At 69.2% G+C, this 15,181-nt stretch carries 15 protein-coding genes; 5 read left to right on the forward strand and 10 right to left on the reverse strand.

What is annotated here, in order from left to right; translation table 11 throughout:
- Positions 1-20: 20 nt before the first annotated feature.
- The 5 genes from tal to pgl are packed head-to-tail and all read left to right on the forward strand — an operon-like array spanning position 21 to position 6,051.
- On the forward strand, positions 21-1,151 hold the full coding sequence (gene tal / locus J2Y42_RS14245; RefSeq protein WP_309859861.1) for a transaldolase: 1,131 nt from the start codon (positions 21-23) through the stop codon (positions 1,149-1,151).
- Positions 1,148-2,758 (forward strand): glucose-6-phosphate isomerase, encoded by a 1,611-nt coding sequence (locus J2Y42_RS14250; protein WP_309859863.1) that lies wholly within the window; start codon positions 1,148-1,150, stop codon positions 2,756-2,758. Before tal ends, J2Y42_RS14250 begins: the two co-directional genes overlap by 4 nt.
- A 25-nt stretch (positions 2,759-2,783) precedes the next feature.
- A complete protein-coding gene (gene zwf / locus J2Y42_RS14255; protein ID WP_309859865.1) occupies positions 2,784-4,325 on the forward strand; it encodes a glucose-6-phosphate dehydrogenase in 1,542 nt (513 codons plus the stop codon).
- The gene (locus tag J2Y42_RS14260) at positions 4,322-5,284 is read left to right on the forward strand and encodes a glucose-6-phosphate dehydrogenase assembly protein OpcA (protein ID WP_309859867.1); all 963 of its coding nucleotides are present in this window, start codon (positions 4,322-4,324) and stop codon (positions 5,282-5,284) included. The genes zwf and J2Y42_RS14260 overlap by 4 nt, the downstream gene beginning before the upstream one ends.
- Positions 5,281-6,051, forward strand: a complete 771-nt coding sequence (gene pgl, locus J2Y42_RS14265) for a 6-phosphogluconolactonase (RefSeq protein ID WP_309859869.1) — start codon at positions 5,281-5,283, stop codon at positions 6,049-6,051. Before J2Y42_RS14260 ends, pgl begins: the two co-directional genes overlap by 4 nt.
- On the opposite strand, the gene J2Y42_RS14270 is transcribed toward pgl, so the two are convergent.
- From J2Y42_RS14270 to uvrC, 10 genes are all read right to left on the reverse strand, one after another.
- Entirely contained in the window at positions 6,032-6,466 is a 435-nt protein-coding gene (locus J2Y42_RS14270) for a hypothetical protein (RefSeq protein WP_309859871.1), read from the reverse strand. The two genes, pgl and J2Y42_RS14270, sit on opposite strands and share 20 nt — an antisense overlap.
- 192 nt (positions 6,467-6,658) lie before the next feature.
- Positions 6,659-7,024, reverse strand: coding sequence for an RNA polymerase-binding protein RbpA (locus tag J2Y42_RS14275; protein WP_018191138.1), 366 nt, complete (start codon positions 7,022-7,024; stop codon positions 6,659-6,661).
- 26 nt (positions 7,025-7,050) lie between these two features.
- Positions 7,051-7,296, reverse strand: coding sequence for a preprotein translocase subunit SecG (secG, locus tag J2Y42_RS14280; protein ID WP_018191139.1), 246 nt, complete (start codon positions 7,294-7,296; stop codon positions 7,051-7,053).
- Between the two features lie 70 nt (positions 7,297-7,366).
- Positions 7,367-8,170 (reverse strand): triose-phosphate isomerase, encoded by an 804-nt coding sequence (tpiA, locus tag J2Y42_RS14285; protein ID WP_039731453.1) that lies wholly within the window; start codon positions 8,168-8,170, stop codon positions 7,367-7,369.
- Positions 8,158-9,375 (reverse strand): phosphoglycerate kinase, encoded by a 1,218-nt coding sequence (locus J2Y42_RS14290; protein WP_309859879.1) that lies wholly within the window; start codon positions 9,373-9,375, stop codon positions 8,158-8,160. Before J2Y42_RS14290 ends, tpiA begins: the two co-directional genes overlap by 13 nt.
- Positions 9,376-9,390: 15 nt before the next feature.
- A complete protein-coding gene (gene gap / locus J2Y42_RS14295) occupies positions 9,391-10,395 on the reverse strand; it encodes a type I glyceraldehyde-3-phosphate dehydrogenase (RefSeq protein ID WP_309859882.1) in 1,005 nt (334 codons plus the stop codon).
- Between the two features lie 103 nt (positions 10,396-10,498).
- Positions 10,499-11,125: a superoxide dismutase gene (locus tag J2Y42_RS14300; RefSeq protein ID WP_309859884.1), complete on the reverse strand. Its 627-nt coding sequence runs from the start codon at positions 11,123-11,125 to the stop codon at positions 10,499-10,501.
- Positions 11,126-11,232: 107 nt separating this feature from the next.
- Positions 11,233-12,213: a DNA-binding protein WhiA gene (whiA, locus tag J2Y42_RS14305; RefSeq protein WP_018191144.1), complete on the reverse strand. Its 981-nt coding sequence runs from the start codon at positions 12,211-12,213 to the stop codon at positions 11,233-11,235.
- Positions 12,214-12,268: 55 nt separating this feature from the next.
- Positions 12,269-13,165, reverse strand: a complete 897-nt coding sequence (rapZ, locus tag J2Y42_RS14310) for an RNase adapter RapZ (protein ID WP_309859886.1) — start codon at positions 13,163-13,165, stop codon at positions 12,269-12,271.
- Between the two features lie 34 nt (positions 13,166-13,199).
- Positions 13,200-15,179, reverse strand: a complete 1,980-nt coding sequence (gene uvrC, locus J2Y42_RS14315) for an excinuclease ABC subunit UvrC (RefSeq protein ID WP_309859889.1) — start codon at positions 15,177-15,179, stop codon at positions 13,200-13,202.
- Between the last annotated feature and the right edge of the window lie 2 nt (positions 15,180-15,181).

Here is a 15,181-nt window from a genome sequence, read left to right on the forward strand (position 1 = left end):
ACAAGAGGAGATAAGAGAAAATGACCGACACAACCGCCACCGCCGCGACCCCCACGGCCGCACTGTCCGCAGCGGGCGTCAGCATCTGGCTGGACGACCTGTCGCGTGAGCGCATCAACACGGGCAACCTCGAGAAGCTGATCGCCGAGAAGAACGTGGTCGGCGTGACCACGAACCCGACGATCTTCGCGGCCGCCCTCGCCAAGGGCGAGGCCTACGACGAGCAGGTCCGCCAGCTGGCCGCCGCCGGCGTGGACGTCGACGACGCGATCTTCGAGATCACCACCGACGACGTCGCCAAGGCGAGCGACATCTTCCACAGCGTCTACGAGCGCTCGAACGGCGTCGACGGCCGCGTGTCCATCGAGGTCGCCCCGGCGCTCGCCCGCGACACGAAGGCCACCATCGATGCCGCGAAGAAGCTTTCGGACAAGATCCAGAAGCCGAACGTCATGATCAAGATCCCGGCGACGGTCGAGGGCCTCGAGGCCATCACCGAGACCATCGCGGCCGGCATCAGCGTCAACGTGACGCTGATCTTCAGCCTCGAGCGCTACCGCCAGGTCATCGACGCGTACCTCACCGGCCTCGAGAAGGCCAAGGCGGCGGGCATCGACCTCTCCGGCATCCACTCGGTCGCCTCGTTCTTCGTCTCGCGCGTGGACACCGAGGTGGACAAGCGCCTCAGCGCCATCGGCACGGACGAGGCCGAGGGCCTCAAGAGCAAGGCCGGCATCGCCAACGCCCGCCTCGCCTACGAGGTGTACGAGCAGCAGTTCGCCACCGAGCGTGCGAAGCTCCTCGTCGAGGCCGGCGCCAACGAGCAGCGCCCGCTGTGGGCCTCCACCGGCGTGAAGGACCCGAGCCTGCCCGACACGCTGTACGTCGAGGCGCTCGTCGCCCCGAACGTCGTCAACACGATGCCCGAGAAGACGCTCGACGCGACCTTCGACCACGGACACATCACCGGCGACACCGTCACCGGCACCTACGCCGAGTCGAACGACGTGCTCAACAAGCTGGCCGACCTCGGCATCAGCTACGACGACGTGACCGAGACCCTCGAGCGCGAAGGCGTCGAGAAGTTCAACGTTTCGTGGGGCGAGCTCGTCGAGACCGTGAAGAACGCCCTCGAGGGAGCCGCCAAGTGACGTTCCGCATCCACGTCACCGGTCCGGCGGCGGAGGCCGTCCGCACCGTGGTGCCGCAGCTCGTCGCCGACAAGGTGGCGTCCGGCATCACGGCGCTCGACCCGGCCCTCTGGGGCCCCGCCGCCGAGGCCGAGGCGAGCAAGCGCCTCGGCTGGACCGAAGCGGTCGCCATCTCGCGCCCGCTGGTCCCCGAGATCGTCGCCCTGCGCGACGAGCTGCGCGCCAAGGGCGTGAACCACATCGTCCTCGGCGGCATGGGCGGCTCGTCGCTCGCGCCGGAGGTCATCACCCGGACGGCGGAGGCCGAGCTGACCGTGCTCGACTCCACCGACCCCGGCCAGGTGCTCTCGGCGCTCCGCGACCGGCTGGAGGCCACCGCGGTGGTCATCTCGTCCAAGTCGGGCTCGACGCTCGAGACGGACAGCCAGAAGCGCGTCTACGAGAAGTGGTTCGAGGACGCCGGGATCGACCCGCGCGAGCGGATCGTCGTCGTCACCGACCCGGGCTCGCCGCTCGACCAGTCCGCCCGTGAGGCCGGATACCGCGTGTTCAACGCCGACCCGAACGTCGGCGGCCGCTACTCGGCACTCACGGCGTTCGGCCTCGTCCCCTCCGGCCTCGCCGGCGTCGACATCTCCGAGCTCCTCGACGAGGCCGACGCCACGTCCATCGAGCTCGCCGTCGACAACGAGCAGAACCCGGGACTCGTGCTCGGCGCCGCCATCGCCGGCACGAGCCCGCTGAAGGACAAGCTGGGCATCGTCGCCGACGGAACCCACATCGTGGGCTTCGCCGACTGGGCGGAGCAGCTGATCGCCGAGTCGACCGGCAAGGAGGGCACCGGCCTGCTGCCGGTCGTGCTCGACAAGCTCGCCCCCGAGCTCGAGTCGAAGCCGGCCGATCTGCAGGTCGTCCGCCTCGTCGCCAACGCCGAGGCGCACCACCTGTTCCCGGCCGACCGCCACGAGGGCGAGATCCTGGTCTCCGGCAGCCTCGGCGCCCAGCTCATCGTCTGGGAGTACGCGGTCGCCGTCGCCGGACGCCTGCTCGGCATCAACCCGTTCGACCAGCCGGATGTGGAGGCCGCCAAGGTCGCCGCACGCTCGCTGCTCGACAACCGGCCGGAGCCCGTCACCCCCGCGTTCACCGCGGGCGGCATCGAGGTACGCAGCACCGGGTCCTTCCTCGGCGAGGCGAACACGCTCGACGCCGCCGTGGATGCCCTGCTCGCCCAGCTCGGGCCCGACGGCTACGTCGCGGTCCAGGCCTACGTGGACCGCCTCGCGCTCCCCCAGCTCGCGGGCATCCGCGACCTGCTGGCGGCGAAGGCGAACCGCCCGGTCACCTTCGGCTGGGGGCCGCGCTTCCTGCACTCGACGGGTCAGTTCCACAAGGGCGGTCCGGCGGTCGGCGTGTTCCTGCAGATCACGGCGACGCCCTCCGAGGATCTCGAGATCCCCGGCCGTCCCTTCACCTTCGGGCAGCTCATCCAGGCCCAGGCCGCCGGCGACGCCAGCGTCCTCGGCGAGCACGGCCGCCCGGTGCTGACGCTGACGCTCACGAACCCCGAGGCGGATGTCGTCTCGCTGTTCGAGGCCGTCAACTGAGCCGTCGATAAAGGAGATCACCCACGTGTCACCGGTGGAAATCACCCCGGAGTTCAACCCGTTGCGGTTGCCCTCCGACCGCCGTCTGAATCGCATCGCCGGGCCCAGCAGCCTCATCATCTTCGGCGTGACAGGCGACCTGTCGCGCAAGAAGCTGATGCCCGCGGTGTACGACCTCGCGAACCGCGGCCTCCTGCCGCCCGGGTTCTCGCTCGTCGGGTTCGCCCGGCGTGACTGGGAGGACCAGGACTTCGAGAAGGTCGTGTACGACGCGGTCAAGCAGTACGCCCGCACGCCGTTCGACGACGACGTGTGGCAGCAGCTCGCACAGGGCATCCGCTTCGTTCCGGGCGAGTTCGACGACGACGACGCGTTCCAGCGCCTCAAGCAGACCGTCGAGGACCTGGACAAGGAGCGCGGGACCATGGGCAACCATGCGTTCTACCTGTCCATCCCGCCGAAGGCGTTCCCGATCGTCACCGAGCAGCTGAAGCGGTCCGGTCTCGCCGACCAGTCCGGCGACGGCTGGCGGCGCGTCGTCATCGAGAAGCCGTTCGGCCACGACCTGCAGTCGGCTCGCGAGCTGAACGCGGTCGTGGAGACGGTCTTCCCGCCGGACTCGGTGTTCCGCATCGACCACTACCTCGGCAAGGAGACGGTCCAGAACATCCTGGCGCTGCGCTTCGCCAACGAGCTGTACGAGCCGATCTGGAACGCCAACTACGTCGACCACGTGCAGATCACCATGGCCGAGGACATCGGAGTGGGCGGCCGTGCCGGTTACTACGACGGCATCGGCGCGGCGCGCGACGTCATCCAGAACCACCTGCTGCAGCTCCTCGCCCTCACGGCGATGGAGGAGCCCATCTCGTTCAACGCCGCAGACCTGCGCGCCGAGAAGGAGAAGGTCCTCGCCGCCGTCCGTCTGCCCAAGGACCTCGCCAAGTCGACGGCCCGCGGACAGTACGGCAGCGGCTGGCAGGGCGGCGAGAAGGTCCCGGGCTTCCTGGAGGAGGACGGGATGAACCCCCAGTCCACCACGGAGACCTACGCGGCCATCAAGCTGGAGATCGGCACGCGCCGCTGGGCGGGCGTCCCATTCTACCTGCGCGCGGGCAAGCGCCTCGGCCGCCGCGTGACCGAGATCGCGGTCGTCTTCAAGCGCGCTCCGCAGCAGCTCTTCGCGGAGTCGCAGACGAGTGCGCTCGGCCAGAACGCGCTCGTCATCCGCGTCCAGCCGGACGAAGGTGTGACCATCCGCTTCGGCTCGAAGGTCCCCGGCGCCGGCATGCAGGTGCGCGACGTCAGCATGGACTTCGGCTACGGCCACGCTTTCACCGAGGCCAGCCCCGAGGCGTACGAGCGACTCATCCTGGATGTGCTCCTCGGCGACCCGCCGCTGTTCCCCCGCCACGAGGAGGTCGAGCTCTCCTGGAAGATCCTCGACCCGATCGAGGACTTCTGGGCCACGCAGGGCCAGCCCGAGCAGTACCGCCCCGGAACCTGGGGCCCGAAATCGGCCGACGAGCTCCTCGCCCGCGACGGCCGCGTCTGGAGGCGTCCATGATCGTCGACCTTCCCGCGACGACCGTCAGCAACATCTCGAAGGCGCTCGTCAAGATCCGCGAGGAGGGCGGCGCCGTCGCCCTCGGCCGCGTCCTGACGCTCATCATCGCGACGCACCTCGGGCAGGAGGAGGAGGCCATCGAGGCCGCCAACGACGCCTCCCGCGAGCACCCGATGCGCGTGATCGTGGTGTCGACCGAGGAGGAGCGCACCCACAACGGTGACGGCCGCCTCGACGCGCAGATCCGCGTCGGCGGCGACGCCGGGGCCAGCGAGGTCATCGTGCTCCGCGCCTACGGCGAGACGGCGAGCGACGAGGAGGGACTGGTCACCGGCCTCCTCCTCCCCGACGCCCCCGTCGTGGTCTGGTGGCCGGGCATCGCGCCCGAGAAGGCATCCACCTCTCCCCTGGGCCGCATCGCGACCCGTCGGATCACGGACGCCTCCGCGCAGCCGAACCCGCAGGAGTTCCTGTTCCACCTGGGGCAGACGTACGCCCCCGGCGACACGGACTTCGCCTGGACCCGGTTGACGCTGTGGCGCGCCCAGCTCGCCGCGGTGCTCGACCAGCCGCCGTACGAGCCGATCACCGGCGTCGACGTGGCCGGCGCGGCCGACTCGCCGTCCACGCTGCTCCTCGCCGCCTGGCTGCGGCTCCAGCTGCAGGTGCCTGTGCAGTACGACCTCGCCTCGCGTGCGATCGGTTCCGGCGGCATCCACGGTGTCAAGATGGAGCGCGCGTCCGGCGTGATCGAGCTGCAGCGCGAGATCCCGAACGTCGCTCGTCTGTCGCAGCCGGGTCAGCCCTCGCACGACCTCTCCCTGCCACGCCGCAGTCTTCGTGACTGCCTGGCGGAAGAACTGCGTAGGCTGGACCCGGACGACCTCTACGGCGAGGTCATCACCAAGGGTCTCGCACTGCTGGAGACCTCCGACGAAGGAGCAGGCGCCAGGGCATGACGAACGAACGGCGGGTGCTCGTCCACCCCGACAAGGAGGCCCTGACCGCGTCGGTGGCCGCACGCTTCCTCACCAAGACGATCGACATCGTCGACGACCTGGGAGCGGCGAACATCGCTCTCACGGGAGGGACGATGGGCATCGCGGTGCTGGAGGCGGTCAACGCCTCCCCCGCCCGCGACACCATCGACTGGTCGAAGGTGCACTTCTGGTGGGGAGACGAGCGGTTCGTGCCGCGCGACGACCCCGACCGCAACGAGCGCCAGGCCCGCGAGGCCCTGCTCGACCACATCGCGGTCCCGCCGGAGAACGTGCACCCCTTCCCGTCGTCGGACGAGACGCCGGACATCGACGAGGCCGCCCGCCTGTACGCAGCCGAGCTCGAGGCGTTCGCGCACGAAGGCTGGCCGGTGCCGAAGTTCGACATCACCTTCCTCGGCGTCGGTCCCGACGGCCACATCGCGTCGCTGTTCCCCGACCGCCCCGGCATCCGCGAGGAGAAGGCGTCGGTGATCGCCGTGCGCGACTCGCCGAAGCCGCCGCCGCAGCGGCTGAGCCTCACCCGCCCGGTGATCAACTCGTCCGACCGTATCTGGCTGGTGCTTTCCGGTACCGACAAGGCCAGCGCCCTCGGGCTCGCCCTCGCCGGCGCCAGCTACACCGAGGTCCCGGTCGCGGGTGCCAAGGGCCGTAAGCGCACCGTGTTTTTCGTGGACAAGGATGCCGCGGTCGACGTGCCCGAGAACCTCATCGCACCCAGCTACTGACCCGCTCCCGCAGCGTCGTCAGCCGCGCGCAGGGCGCGCCGGTCAATGGTCCGCGACTGCGGATCGCACGCCGGTCGTGCCCTGCCGCGGCGATGCGGCGGTCGAACGCGTGCGTCAGCAGGTGCAGGTAGAACGCCAGCAGGCGAGCCGCTTCGTCTCGCACCTCCGCCTCCCGGGCGTCGAGGTCGAGTTCGTCCACCCAGCGCTGCAGCTCGGCGAACGTCACCCGGAGCCGGAGCGCCTGGCGAGCATCCGCCGCCGTCGTCACATCGATGTCGTCGCAGCGCGCGAGCAGCAGGTCCGCCTTCTCGGCAGCGCCGACGGCCTCGTCCAGCAACGCGAGCAGGCTGAGCCGGCTGACTTCGTCGCCGAGCGCACGCGGAGTGTCCGCCCGATCATCCCGTGCTCCCCGCATGCCCGCAGTGTAGCCCCGGGGCCTGCCCCACATCGTCGCTGTACGCCCGCAATGACCGAGATTTGCGCCAAATCGTGGTTATGGGAGGGCGATAACCGAGATTTGGCGCAAATCGTGGGGATGGGATGGGGTGGGGGTGACGCACGAAGGCCGCCCACCGTGAGGGTGGGCGGCCTTCGTGTGCGTGAACGCTCAGTTCGTGGTCGGACGACCCCGACGGGCGCGCAGCTGGTTGAGGGCGTCCTCGAGCAGCTGCTCCGCCTCCTCTTCGCTGCGGCGCTCCTTCACGTACGCGAGGTGCGTCTTGTAGGGCTCCGTCTTCGCGACCGACGGCGGGTTCTCCTTGTCGCGGCCGGCCGGGAGACCGGTCGACGGCGAGTCGATGATGTCGGGGATCTCCTCCTCGGGGAGGTTCGCCGCGAAGTAGCGGACCGTCTCGTTGCCGAGAGCGTCCCAGTACGAGATCGCGACGCGGTCCGCGTGGAAACCGCGGTCCTGCTCGCCCATGGGACCCGCGCCGACGCGCGAGCCGCGGATTGCACTGCCTCCGGATGCCATGCAGTCTCTCCTTCTTCAGTGTGCGCTTACGCGCTGAACTTCGTGATCAGACCGAGCACGACGATGCAGGTGATCCAGATCAGACCCAGGATCACGGTGATGCGGTTCAGGTTGCGCTCGGCGACACCCGACGCACCCAGGTTGGACGTGACGCCGCCGCCGAACATGTCGGACAGACCGCCGCCGCGACCCTTGTGCAGCAGGATGAGCAGCGTCAGCAGGAGGCTGGTGATGCCGAGCAGCACCTGCAGGACGACCTGGAGAATCAGCACGTGGAACCTTTCGGGAAGCGTCCGGGCCGTGCCCGGGAAGACCAACGACCAGTATAACCGGCAGGAGCCCTCAGAGACCGACGTGCTTCTGATACCGGACGATCGCGGCGAACTCGTTCACGTCGAGGCTCGCACCGCCGACCAGGGCGCCGTCCACATTCGGCTCGCGCATGAAGCCGGCGATGTTGCCCGACTTCACCGAACCACCGTAGAGGATGCGCGTCTTGGCCGCGACATCGTCGCCCAGCACCTCGGCGATGACCGCACGCAGCGCAGCCGCCACCTGCTCCGCCTGCTCGGGCGTCGCCGCCTGGCCGGAGCCGATGGCCCAGACCGGCTCGTACGCCACGACGAAGTCGGCGGCCGAGTCGACGCGCGACAGCGCGGCGCGGAGCTGCGCGACCGGCACGGCGCTCGCGCCGTGGGTCTCGAGGTCTTCCGCCGTCTCGCCGACGCAGATGATCGGGGCGATGTTGTGCTTCAGCGCGGCGGCCACCTTTCCGGCGACCTGCTCGTCGGTCTCGGCGTGCAGCGTGCGCCGCTCCGAGTGACCGATGATGACGTACCGCGACTCCAGGGCCGCGAGGAACGCGGCCGAGATCTCGCCGGTGTACGCACCCGACTCGTGCTCCGAGACGTCCTGTCCGCCGAAGGCGAGCGGCAGCTTGTCGGCCGCCACCAGCGTCTGCACGCTCCGCAGGTCGGTGAACGGCGGGAAGACCGCCACCTCCACCGCCGAGAAGTCGTGGTTGGCGTCCTTCAGCGTCCACGCGAGCTTCTGCACGAACGCGATCGCCTGGAGGTGGTCCAGGTTCATCTTCCAGTTGCCGGCGATGAGCGGGACGCGCCGCACCGTGGGGCTCACTGCTGCCATCCGAGGACCTCCAGTCCGGGGAGTCGCTTGCCTTCGAGGAACTCGAGGCTCGCGCCTCCGCCCGTCGAGATGTGACCGAACTGGTCGTCGCGGAATCCGAGCGCACGCACGGCCGCTGCGGAGTCGCCACCTCCGACGACGCTCAGGCCGTCGACCTCGGTGAGAGCCTGCGCGACCGCCTTCGTGCCCGCCGCGAACGGCGCCAGCTCGAACACGCCCATCGGGCCGTTCCAGAACACCGTGCGCGCTCCGCGGACGTACTCCGAGAACAGCTCGGCGGTCTCCGGGCCGATGTCGAGCCCCAGGCCCTTGTCGCCCCAGTCGGTGTCCTCGATCGCGTCGACCGGGCGCACCACGTGCTCCGCGTCGGCGCCGAACTTCGAGGCCACCACGACATCGCGCGGGAGGACCAGCTCCACGCCGAGCTCCTCGGCCTTCGCCAGGTAGCCCTTCACGGTGTCGATCTGGTCGGCCTCGAGGAGGCTCGACCCGACCTTCAGGCCCTTGGCCGCCAGGAAGGTGAACAGCATCCCGCCGCCGATCAGCAGCGAGTTCACCTTGGGGAGCAGGTGACCGATGACGCCGAGCTTGTCCGAGACCTTTGATCCGCCGAGGACGACCGCGTAGGGACGCTCCGGGTTCTCGGTCAGACGGTCGAGCACCTCGAGCTCGGCCTGGATCAGCGTCCCGGCCGCGCTCGGCAGCAGCTGGGCGAGCTCGTAGACGCTCGCCTGCTTGCGGTGCACGACGCCGAAGCCGTCCGAGACGAAGGCGTCGCCGAAGGCGGCCAGCTTCTCGGCGAAGGCACGGCGCTCCGCCTCGTCCTTCGAGGTCTCCCCCGGGTTGAACCGGAGGTTCTCCAGCAGGGCGACGTCGCCGTCGTCGAGGCCGTTCACGGCCTCCTCGGCACCGCCGCCGACGGTGTCCTTGGCGAAGGTCACCGGCGCGCCCAGCAGCTCCGAGAGCCGCTGGGCGACCGGCGCCAGGCTGTACTTCGCATCCGGGGCGCCCTCGGGGCGTCCCAGGTGGGAGATCACGACCACCTTCGCGCCCTGGTTGATCAGGGCGTTCAGCGTGGGAATCGACGCTCGCACGCGACCGTCGTCCGTGATCTTCGAGCCATCGAGGGGCACGTTGAGATCACAGCGGACGACGACCCGCTTGCCGGCGAGCGAACCGAGTGAGTCGAGAGTGCGGAGCGTCACGTCGGTTCCCTGCGCTTAGAGGCGCTCGGCGACGTACTCGGTCAGGTCGACGAGACGGTTGGAGTAGCCCCACTCGTTGTCGTACCAGCTCGAGAGCTTCACCTGGTCTCCGATGACGCGCAGCAGACCCGAGTCGAAGATCGAGGAGTGCGGGTCGGAGACGATGTCGGAGGAGACGATCTCGTCCTCCGTGTACTTGAGGATGCCCTTCAGCGGGCCCTCCGCCGCCTTCTTGTAGGCCGCCTTGACCTCGTCGACCGTGACCGGACGCGAAGCGGTGACCGTGAGGTCGGTGATGGAGCCGGTGGGGACCGGGACGCGGAGCGCGAAGCCGTCGAGCTTGCCCTTGAGCTCCGGCAGGACGAGGCCGATGGCCTTCGCCGCACCAGTGGAGGTCGGGACGATGTTGATCGCGGCGGCGCGGGCGCGGCGCAGGTCGGAGTGCGGGCCGTCCTGGAGGTTCTGGTCGGCGGTGTAGGCGTGGACCGTGGTCATCAGACCGCGCTCGATGCCGAACTCGTCGTTGAACACCTTGGCGAGCGGCGCGAGGCAGTTCGTGGTGCAGGACGCGTTGGAGATGATGTTGTGCGACGCCGGGTCGTACAGGTGCTCGTTCACGCCCATGACGAACGTGGCGTCCTCGCCGGTGGCCGGAGCCGAGATGATGACCTTCTTGGCGCCCGCCTCGATGTGCTTGCGCGCGTCGTCGGCCTTGGTGAAGCGGCCGGTCGACTCGATGACGATGTCGACGCCCAGGTCGCCCCAGCCGAGGTTGGCGGGGTCGCGCTCCGCGAGGACCTTGATCGGGTTGCCGTTGACGACGATGTTGTCGCCGTCGAGCTCCACCGTCGCGTCGAGACGGCCCGTGATGGAGTCGTACTTGAGCAGGTGTGCGAGCGTCTTGTTGTCGGTGAGGTCGTTCACCGCGACGACCTCGAGGTCGCTGCCCTTCGCCAGGGCGGCGCGCAGGTAGTTACGACCAATGCGACCGAACCCGTTGATTCCGATCTTTACGGACACAGATGTCTCCAGTTACTCGATGGGCGCCGGACGGCGCGCTTTGTCAGGTGTTGATTGCGGACGGCGGCGTCCCGGGAGGCTCCCTCCCGGGACGCCCACCCGCCTACGACAGTAGCAGCAGACCCGCGGTCTTCTCGCGCGCGCGGACGAAGCGGTCATTGACATCGCCCCAGTTGGTGATGTTCCAGAACGCCTTCACGTAGTCGGCCTTCACGTTGACATAGTCGAGGTAGAAGGCGTGCTCCCACATGTCGAGCATGAGGAGCGGGACGGTCGCCGCGGCGAGGTTGCCCTGGTGGTCGTACAGCTGCTCGATGATGAGCTTCTGCCCGAGCGAGTCCCAGGCCAGGATCGACCAGCCGGAGCCCTGGATGCCGAGCGCCGACGCCGTGAAGTGGGCGCGGAACTTGTCGAACGACCCGAAGAACTCGTCGATCGCTGCGGCCAGCTCGCCGACCGGCTTGTCGCCGCCGTCCGGGGAGAGGTTGTTCCAGAACACGGTGTGGTTGACGTGGCCGGCGAGGTTGAACGCGAGGTCCTTCTCGAGCTTGTTGACGTAGGTCAGGTCGTCGGCGTCGCGCGCCTCGGCCAGCTTCGCGAGGGCGGTGTTCGCGCCGTCGACGTACGTCTTGTGGTGCTTGTCGTGGTGCAGCTCCATGATCCGGCCGCTGATGTTCGGCTCAAGAGCCGAGTAGTCGTACGGAAGGTCCGGCAGCGTGTAGTCAGCCATTACTCATCTCCACTGTTGTTGTGATTCGAGCGACTCGTCGAGTCTAGTAAGGGCAACCCGGGCGGCCGTCGGATGCTTCCTTCCGGCCGCACGTTCCCCGTCGAAACTTACACCTCGTCCAGATCGGCGGGGAGGCTCGCCTCCGTGCCGGGGATGCCGAGGTCGCTCGCGCGCTTGTCCGCCATCGCGAGCAGGCGGCGGATGCGGCCGGCGACCGCGTCCTTGGTCATGGGCGGGTCGGCGTGGTGACCCAGCTCGTCCAGGCTGGAGTCGCGGTGGGCGAGACGCAGCTCCCCCGCGTAGCGCAGGTGCTGCGGGACGTCGGGACCGAGGATCTCGAGCGCCCGCTCCACGCGCGCGCACGCGGCGACGGCGGCCTGGGCCGAGCGGCGCAGGTTGGCGTCGTCGAAGTTGACCAGGCGGTTGGCGTTGGCGCGCACCTCACGGCGCTGCCGCAGCTCCTCCCAGTTGGTGACGGTCTGGAGGGCGCCCATCGCGACGAGCATGGCGCTGATGGCCTCGCCGTCGCGGATGACGACGCGGTGCACGCCGCGCACCTCTCGGGCCTTGGCCGCGATGCCCAGGCGGCCGGCGGCGCCGACGAGCGCCATGGCGGCCTCGTTGCCGGGGCAGGTCACCTCGAGGGCGGCGGAGCGGCCCGGATCGGTGAGCGAGCCGTGGGCGAGGAATGCTCCACGCCAGACGGCGGCGAGCTCGTCGCGGGAGCCGGTGGTCAGGCGGTTCGGGAGGCCGCGGATCGGGCGGCGCCGCGCATCCAGCAGGCCGGTCTGCCGGGCGAGCGTCTCGCCGCCCTCGAGCACGCGGACGAGGTACTGGCTGCTGCGACGCAGCCCGGACGCGGAGATGACGGAGACCTCGCTGCGGACGCCGTACAGCTCGGCGAGGTCTTTCCGCACCCGCCGGGCGAGTTCCGGGGTGTCGAGTTCGCTCTCGACCGCGATCCGGCCGCCGATGAGGTGCAGACCGCCCGAGAACCGGAGGATGGTGGCCAGTTCTGCTGCCCGGACCGTGGTCTTGCTGACCTCGACCTTCGTGAGCTCGTCCTTGACGTCGGCGGTGAGAGCCAATCGGATTCCTTACTGTCTCAAGGCGGGGGTGATGCCGTGGATGGGGCGGCCGGGATCATTCACGGCCGAGGTCGCGGTGCTTGGTGTTGACCGACAGACCGGGGAAACTCCGCAACCGCGCCGCGAGCTCTTCCGCAATCGCGACGGACCGGTGCTTTCCGCCAGTGCAGCCTATCGCGATCAGAGCGTGCCGTTTGTTCTCGCGCTGGTAGCCGGACATGATCGGGCGGAGCGCCGAGACGTATCCCTGGATGAACTCGTCGGCGCCGTCCTGCGCGAGCACGTAGTCGCTGACGATCTCCTCGAGGCCCGTGTGCGGCCGCAGTTCGGGATTCCAGAACGGGTTGGGCAGGAAGCGCGCGTCGGCGACCATGTCGGCGTCGGCGGGGAGCCCGTACTTGAACCCGAAGCTCATCACCGTCACCTGCACGTCGGCCGCGTCCTCGGCCGCGAAGGTGTCGGTGATGTTGGTCGCGAGCTGGTGGATGTTGAGGTCGGTGGTGTCGACGATGATGTCGCTCGACTCCCGGATCTCGCGCAGCCGCGTACGCTCCGCCGAGATGCCGTCGAGGATCGTGCCGTCACCCTGCAGCGGGTGCGGCCTGCGCACCTGCTCGAACCGGCGGACGAGCACGGCATCGGACGCCTCCAGGAACAGCACGCGCACCTTGGTGCCCTCGCGCAGGCTCTGGATCATGTCGCGCAGATCGACGAAGAAGTTGCGCCCCCGGACGTCGACGACCGCGGCGATACGCGGCAGCCCCGATTCGGCCCTGTTGGCGAGCTCGATCAGCGGGCGCAGCATCTGCGGCGGGAGGTTGTCCACGACGTACCAGTCGAGGTCCTCCAGCGCATTGGCGACCGTCGAGCGGCCGGCGCCCGACATCCCGGTGACGATGAGGACTTCCTGCTGCTCGGCGTTTTTCGCGACTGTGTCGCCGTCGGTGGCCATCGTCCGGTCTCCTCCGTTGTGGTGTGCCCCCAGCCTAGCGACTGCCGCCCTCCGCGAGCCGCTCGAAGATCGCCGTCGCGAGGGTCGGACCGACCCCGCGCACCTCGGCGATCTGCTCGGGCGTGGCCTTGCGCAGCTGGGCGACCGAGCCGAAGTGCTTGAGCAGCTCCTTCACCCGCGACGGGCCGAGGCCCGGGATCTCGCCCAGCACCGTCCCGATGTCGCGCTTGCGGCGCGCCCGCTGGTACGTGATCGCGAACCGGTGCGCCTCGTCGCGGAGCCGCTGGATGAGGAACAGCGCGTCGCTGTTGCGCGGAAGGATCACCGGGAAGTCGGAGTCCGGCAGCCAGATCTCCTCCAGGCGCTTCGCGATGCCCGCGAGCTGGATGCCGGTCACGCCGGACTCGTCGAGCGCGCGTTTCGCCGCGGCGACCTGCGGCTGGCCACCGTCGACGATCAGCAGGTTCGGCGGGTACGAGAACTTGCGGCGGCGGCTCTCGGCGGCATCCACGATCTCATCCGCACCGGCCGCACCTTCTGCGTCGAGGGCGGTCTCCTCGTCGACGGCGGGTGCGGTGCCCGCCGCGGCGGGCGCATCCTTCAGGTACGCCAGACGGCGCGTGATGACCTGGTAGATCGACTCCGTGTCATCGGTCGACTCAGGGATGCTGAACCGGCGGTACTGGTCCTTGCGCGGCAGGCCGTCCTCGAAGACCACCATGGACGCCACGATGTTCGTGCCGCTGAGATGCGAGACGTCGTAGCACTCCATCCGGAGCGGGGCGTCGTCCATGCCGAGGGCGTCCTGGATGTCGTTCAGCGCCTTCGACCGTGCGACGAAGTCCGAGCTCCGCCGGGTCTTGTACAGGATGAGCGCGTTCTTTGCGTTCATCTCGACCGTCTGCGCGATGGCGGCCTTGTCGCCGCGCTGCGCTGTGCGCAGCTCGACACGCCCCGTGAGGCGGCCGCGGGCGGCGGACGGGTCGGGCGTCTCGCGGCGACGCTGGGTCAGCCACTGCTCGAGCTCCGCCGTGTCGTCCGGCAGCTCGGGCACGATGATCTCGCGCGGCGGGGCGTCGGGCCCGTCGTACGCGTTCTGCACGACCGTCTCGACCAGTTCGCCGAGGTCCATGTCGAGTTCCTTGTCGACCACCCAGCTGCGCACACCGCGGACACGGCCGCCACGCACGATGAACTGCTGCACGGCCGCGGCCAGCTCGTCGTGGGCGATACCGAAGACGTCGGCGTCGATGGTCTCCGGCAGCACGACGGCGCTCTTGCCGAGCACTCCCTCGAGCGCCTGGATGGCATCGCGGTGGCGCGCGGCGGACTCGTAGTCCATCGTGCTGGCCGCCTGCTTCATCTTCTCGTTCAGGTCGCGCAGGTAGCCGCTGTCGTTGCCCGCCATGAAGGAGGCGAAGTCGATCGCGAGCGACTTGTGGTCGCCGGGCGAGATCCTGCCGACACACGGCGCAGCGCACTTGCCGATGTCACCGAGCAGGCAGGGACGCCCGGTGAGCTCCGCGCGACGGTAGACGCCGTCCGAGCAGCTCCGCATCGGGAACGCTTTCAGCATCAGGTCGACCGTCTCGCGGATCGCCCAGACCTTCGTGTACGGGCCGAAGTAGCGCGCGTCCTTGATGTTGCGGTTGCGCGTGATCATGACCCGCGGGATGCGGTCGCCGAGCGTCACCGCCAGGTACGGGTACGTCTTGTCGTCGCGGAACTTGACGTTGAAGGGCGGGTTGAACTCCTTGATCCAGGTGTACTCCAGCTGGAGCGCCTCGTATTCGGTGCCGACGACCGTCCACTCGACGCTCGCCGCGGTGGTGACCATGCGGCGGGTCCGCTCGTGGAGGCTGCGCAGCGGCTGGAAGTAGTTGCTCAGCCGCGCGCGCAGGTTCTTCGCCTTGCCCACGTAGAGCACGCGCCGGTTCTTGTCACGGAACCGGTACACCCCCGGCTGCGTGGGGATCTCGCCGGCCTTCGGCCGGTAGCTGACCGTGTCTGCCATCG

Origin of the sequence: Leifsonia sp. 1010 (assembly GCF_031455295.1) — a bacterium.
In the GTDB taxonomy this organism is placed as follows: Bacteria; Actinomycetota; Actinomycetes; order Actinomycetales; family Microbacteriaceae; genus Leifsonia.

What these genes read in the sequence shown, in the direction of transcription:
- pgl (WP_309859869.1), top strand. Translation starts at nt 5,281, where the DNA reads ATGACGAACGAACGGCGGGTGCTCGTCCACCCCGACAAGGAGGCCCTG.
- J2Y42_RS14270 (WP_309859871.1), bottom strand. Translation starts at nt 6,466, where the DNA reads ATGCGGGGAGCACGGGATGATCGGGCGGACACTCCGCGTGCGCTCGGC.
- tal (WP_309859861.1), top strand. Translation starts at nt 21, where the DNA reads ATGACCGACACAACCGCCACCGCCGCGACCCCCACGGCCGCACTGTCC.
- tpiA (WP_039731453.1), bottom strand. Translation starts at nt 8,170, where the DNA reads ATGGCAGCAGTGAGCCCCACGGTGCGGCGCGTCCCGCTCATCGCCGGC.
- rapZ (WP_309859886.1), bottom strand. Translation starts at nt 13,165, where the DNA reads ATGGCCACCGACGGCGACACAGTCGCGAAAAACGCCGAGCAGCAGGAA.
- J2Y42_RS14300 (WP_309859884.1), bottom strand. Translation starts at nt 11,125, where the DNA reads ATGGCTGACTACACGCTGCCGGACCTTCCGTACGACTACTCGGCTCTT.
- uvrC (WP_309859889.1), bottom strand. Translation starts at nt 15,179, where the DNA reads ATGGCAGACACGGTCAGCTACCGGCCGAAGGCCGGCGAGATCCCCACG.
- J2Y42_RS14260 (WP_309859867.1), top strand. Translation starts at nt 4,322, where the DNA reads ATGATCGTCGACCTTCCCGCGACGACCGTCAGCAACATCTCGAAGGCG.
- J2Y42_RS14275 (WP_018191138.1), bottom strand. Translation starts at nt 7,024, where the DNA reads ATGGCATCCGGAGGCAGTGCAATCCGCGGCTCGCGCGTCGGCGCGGGT.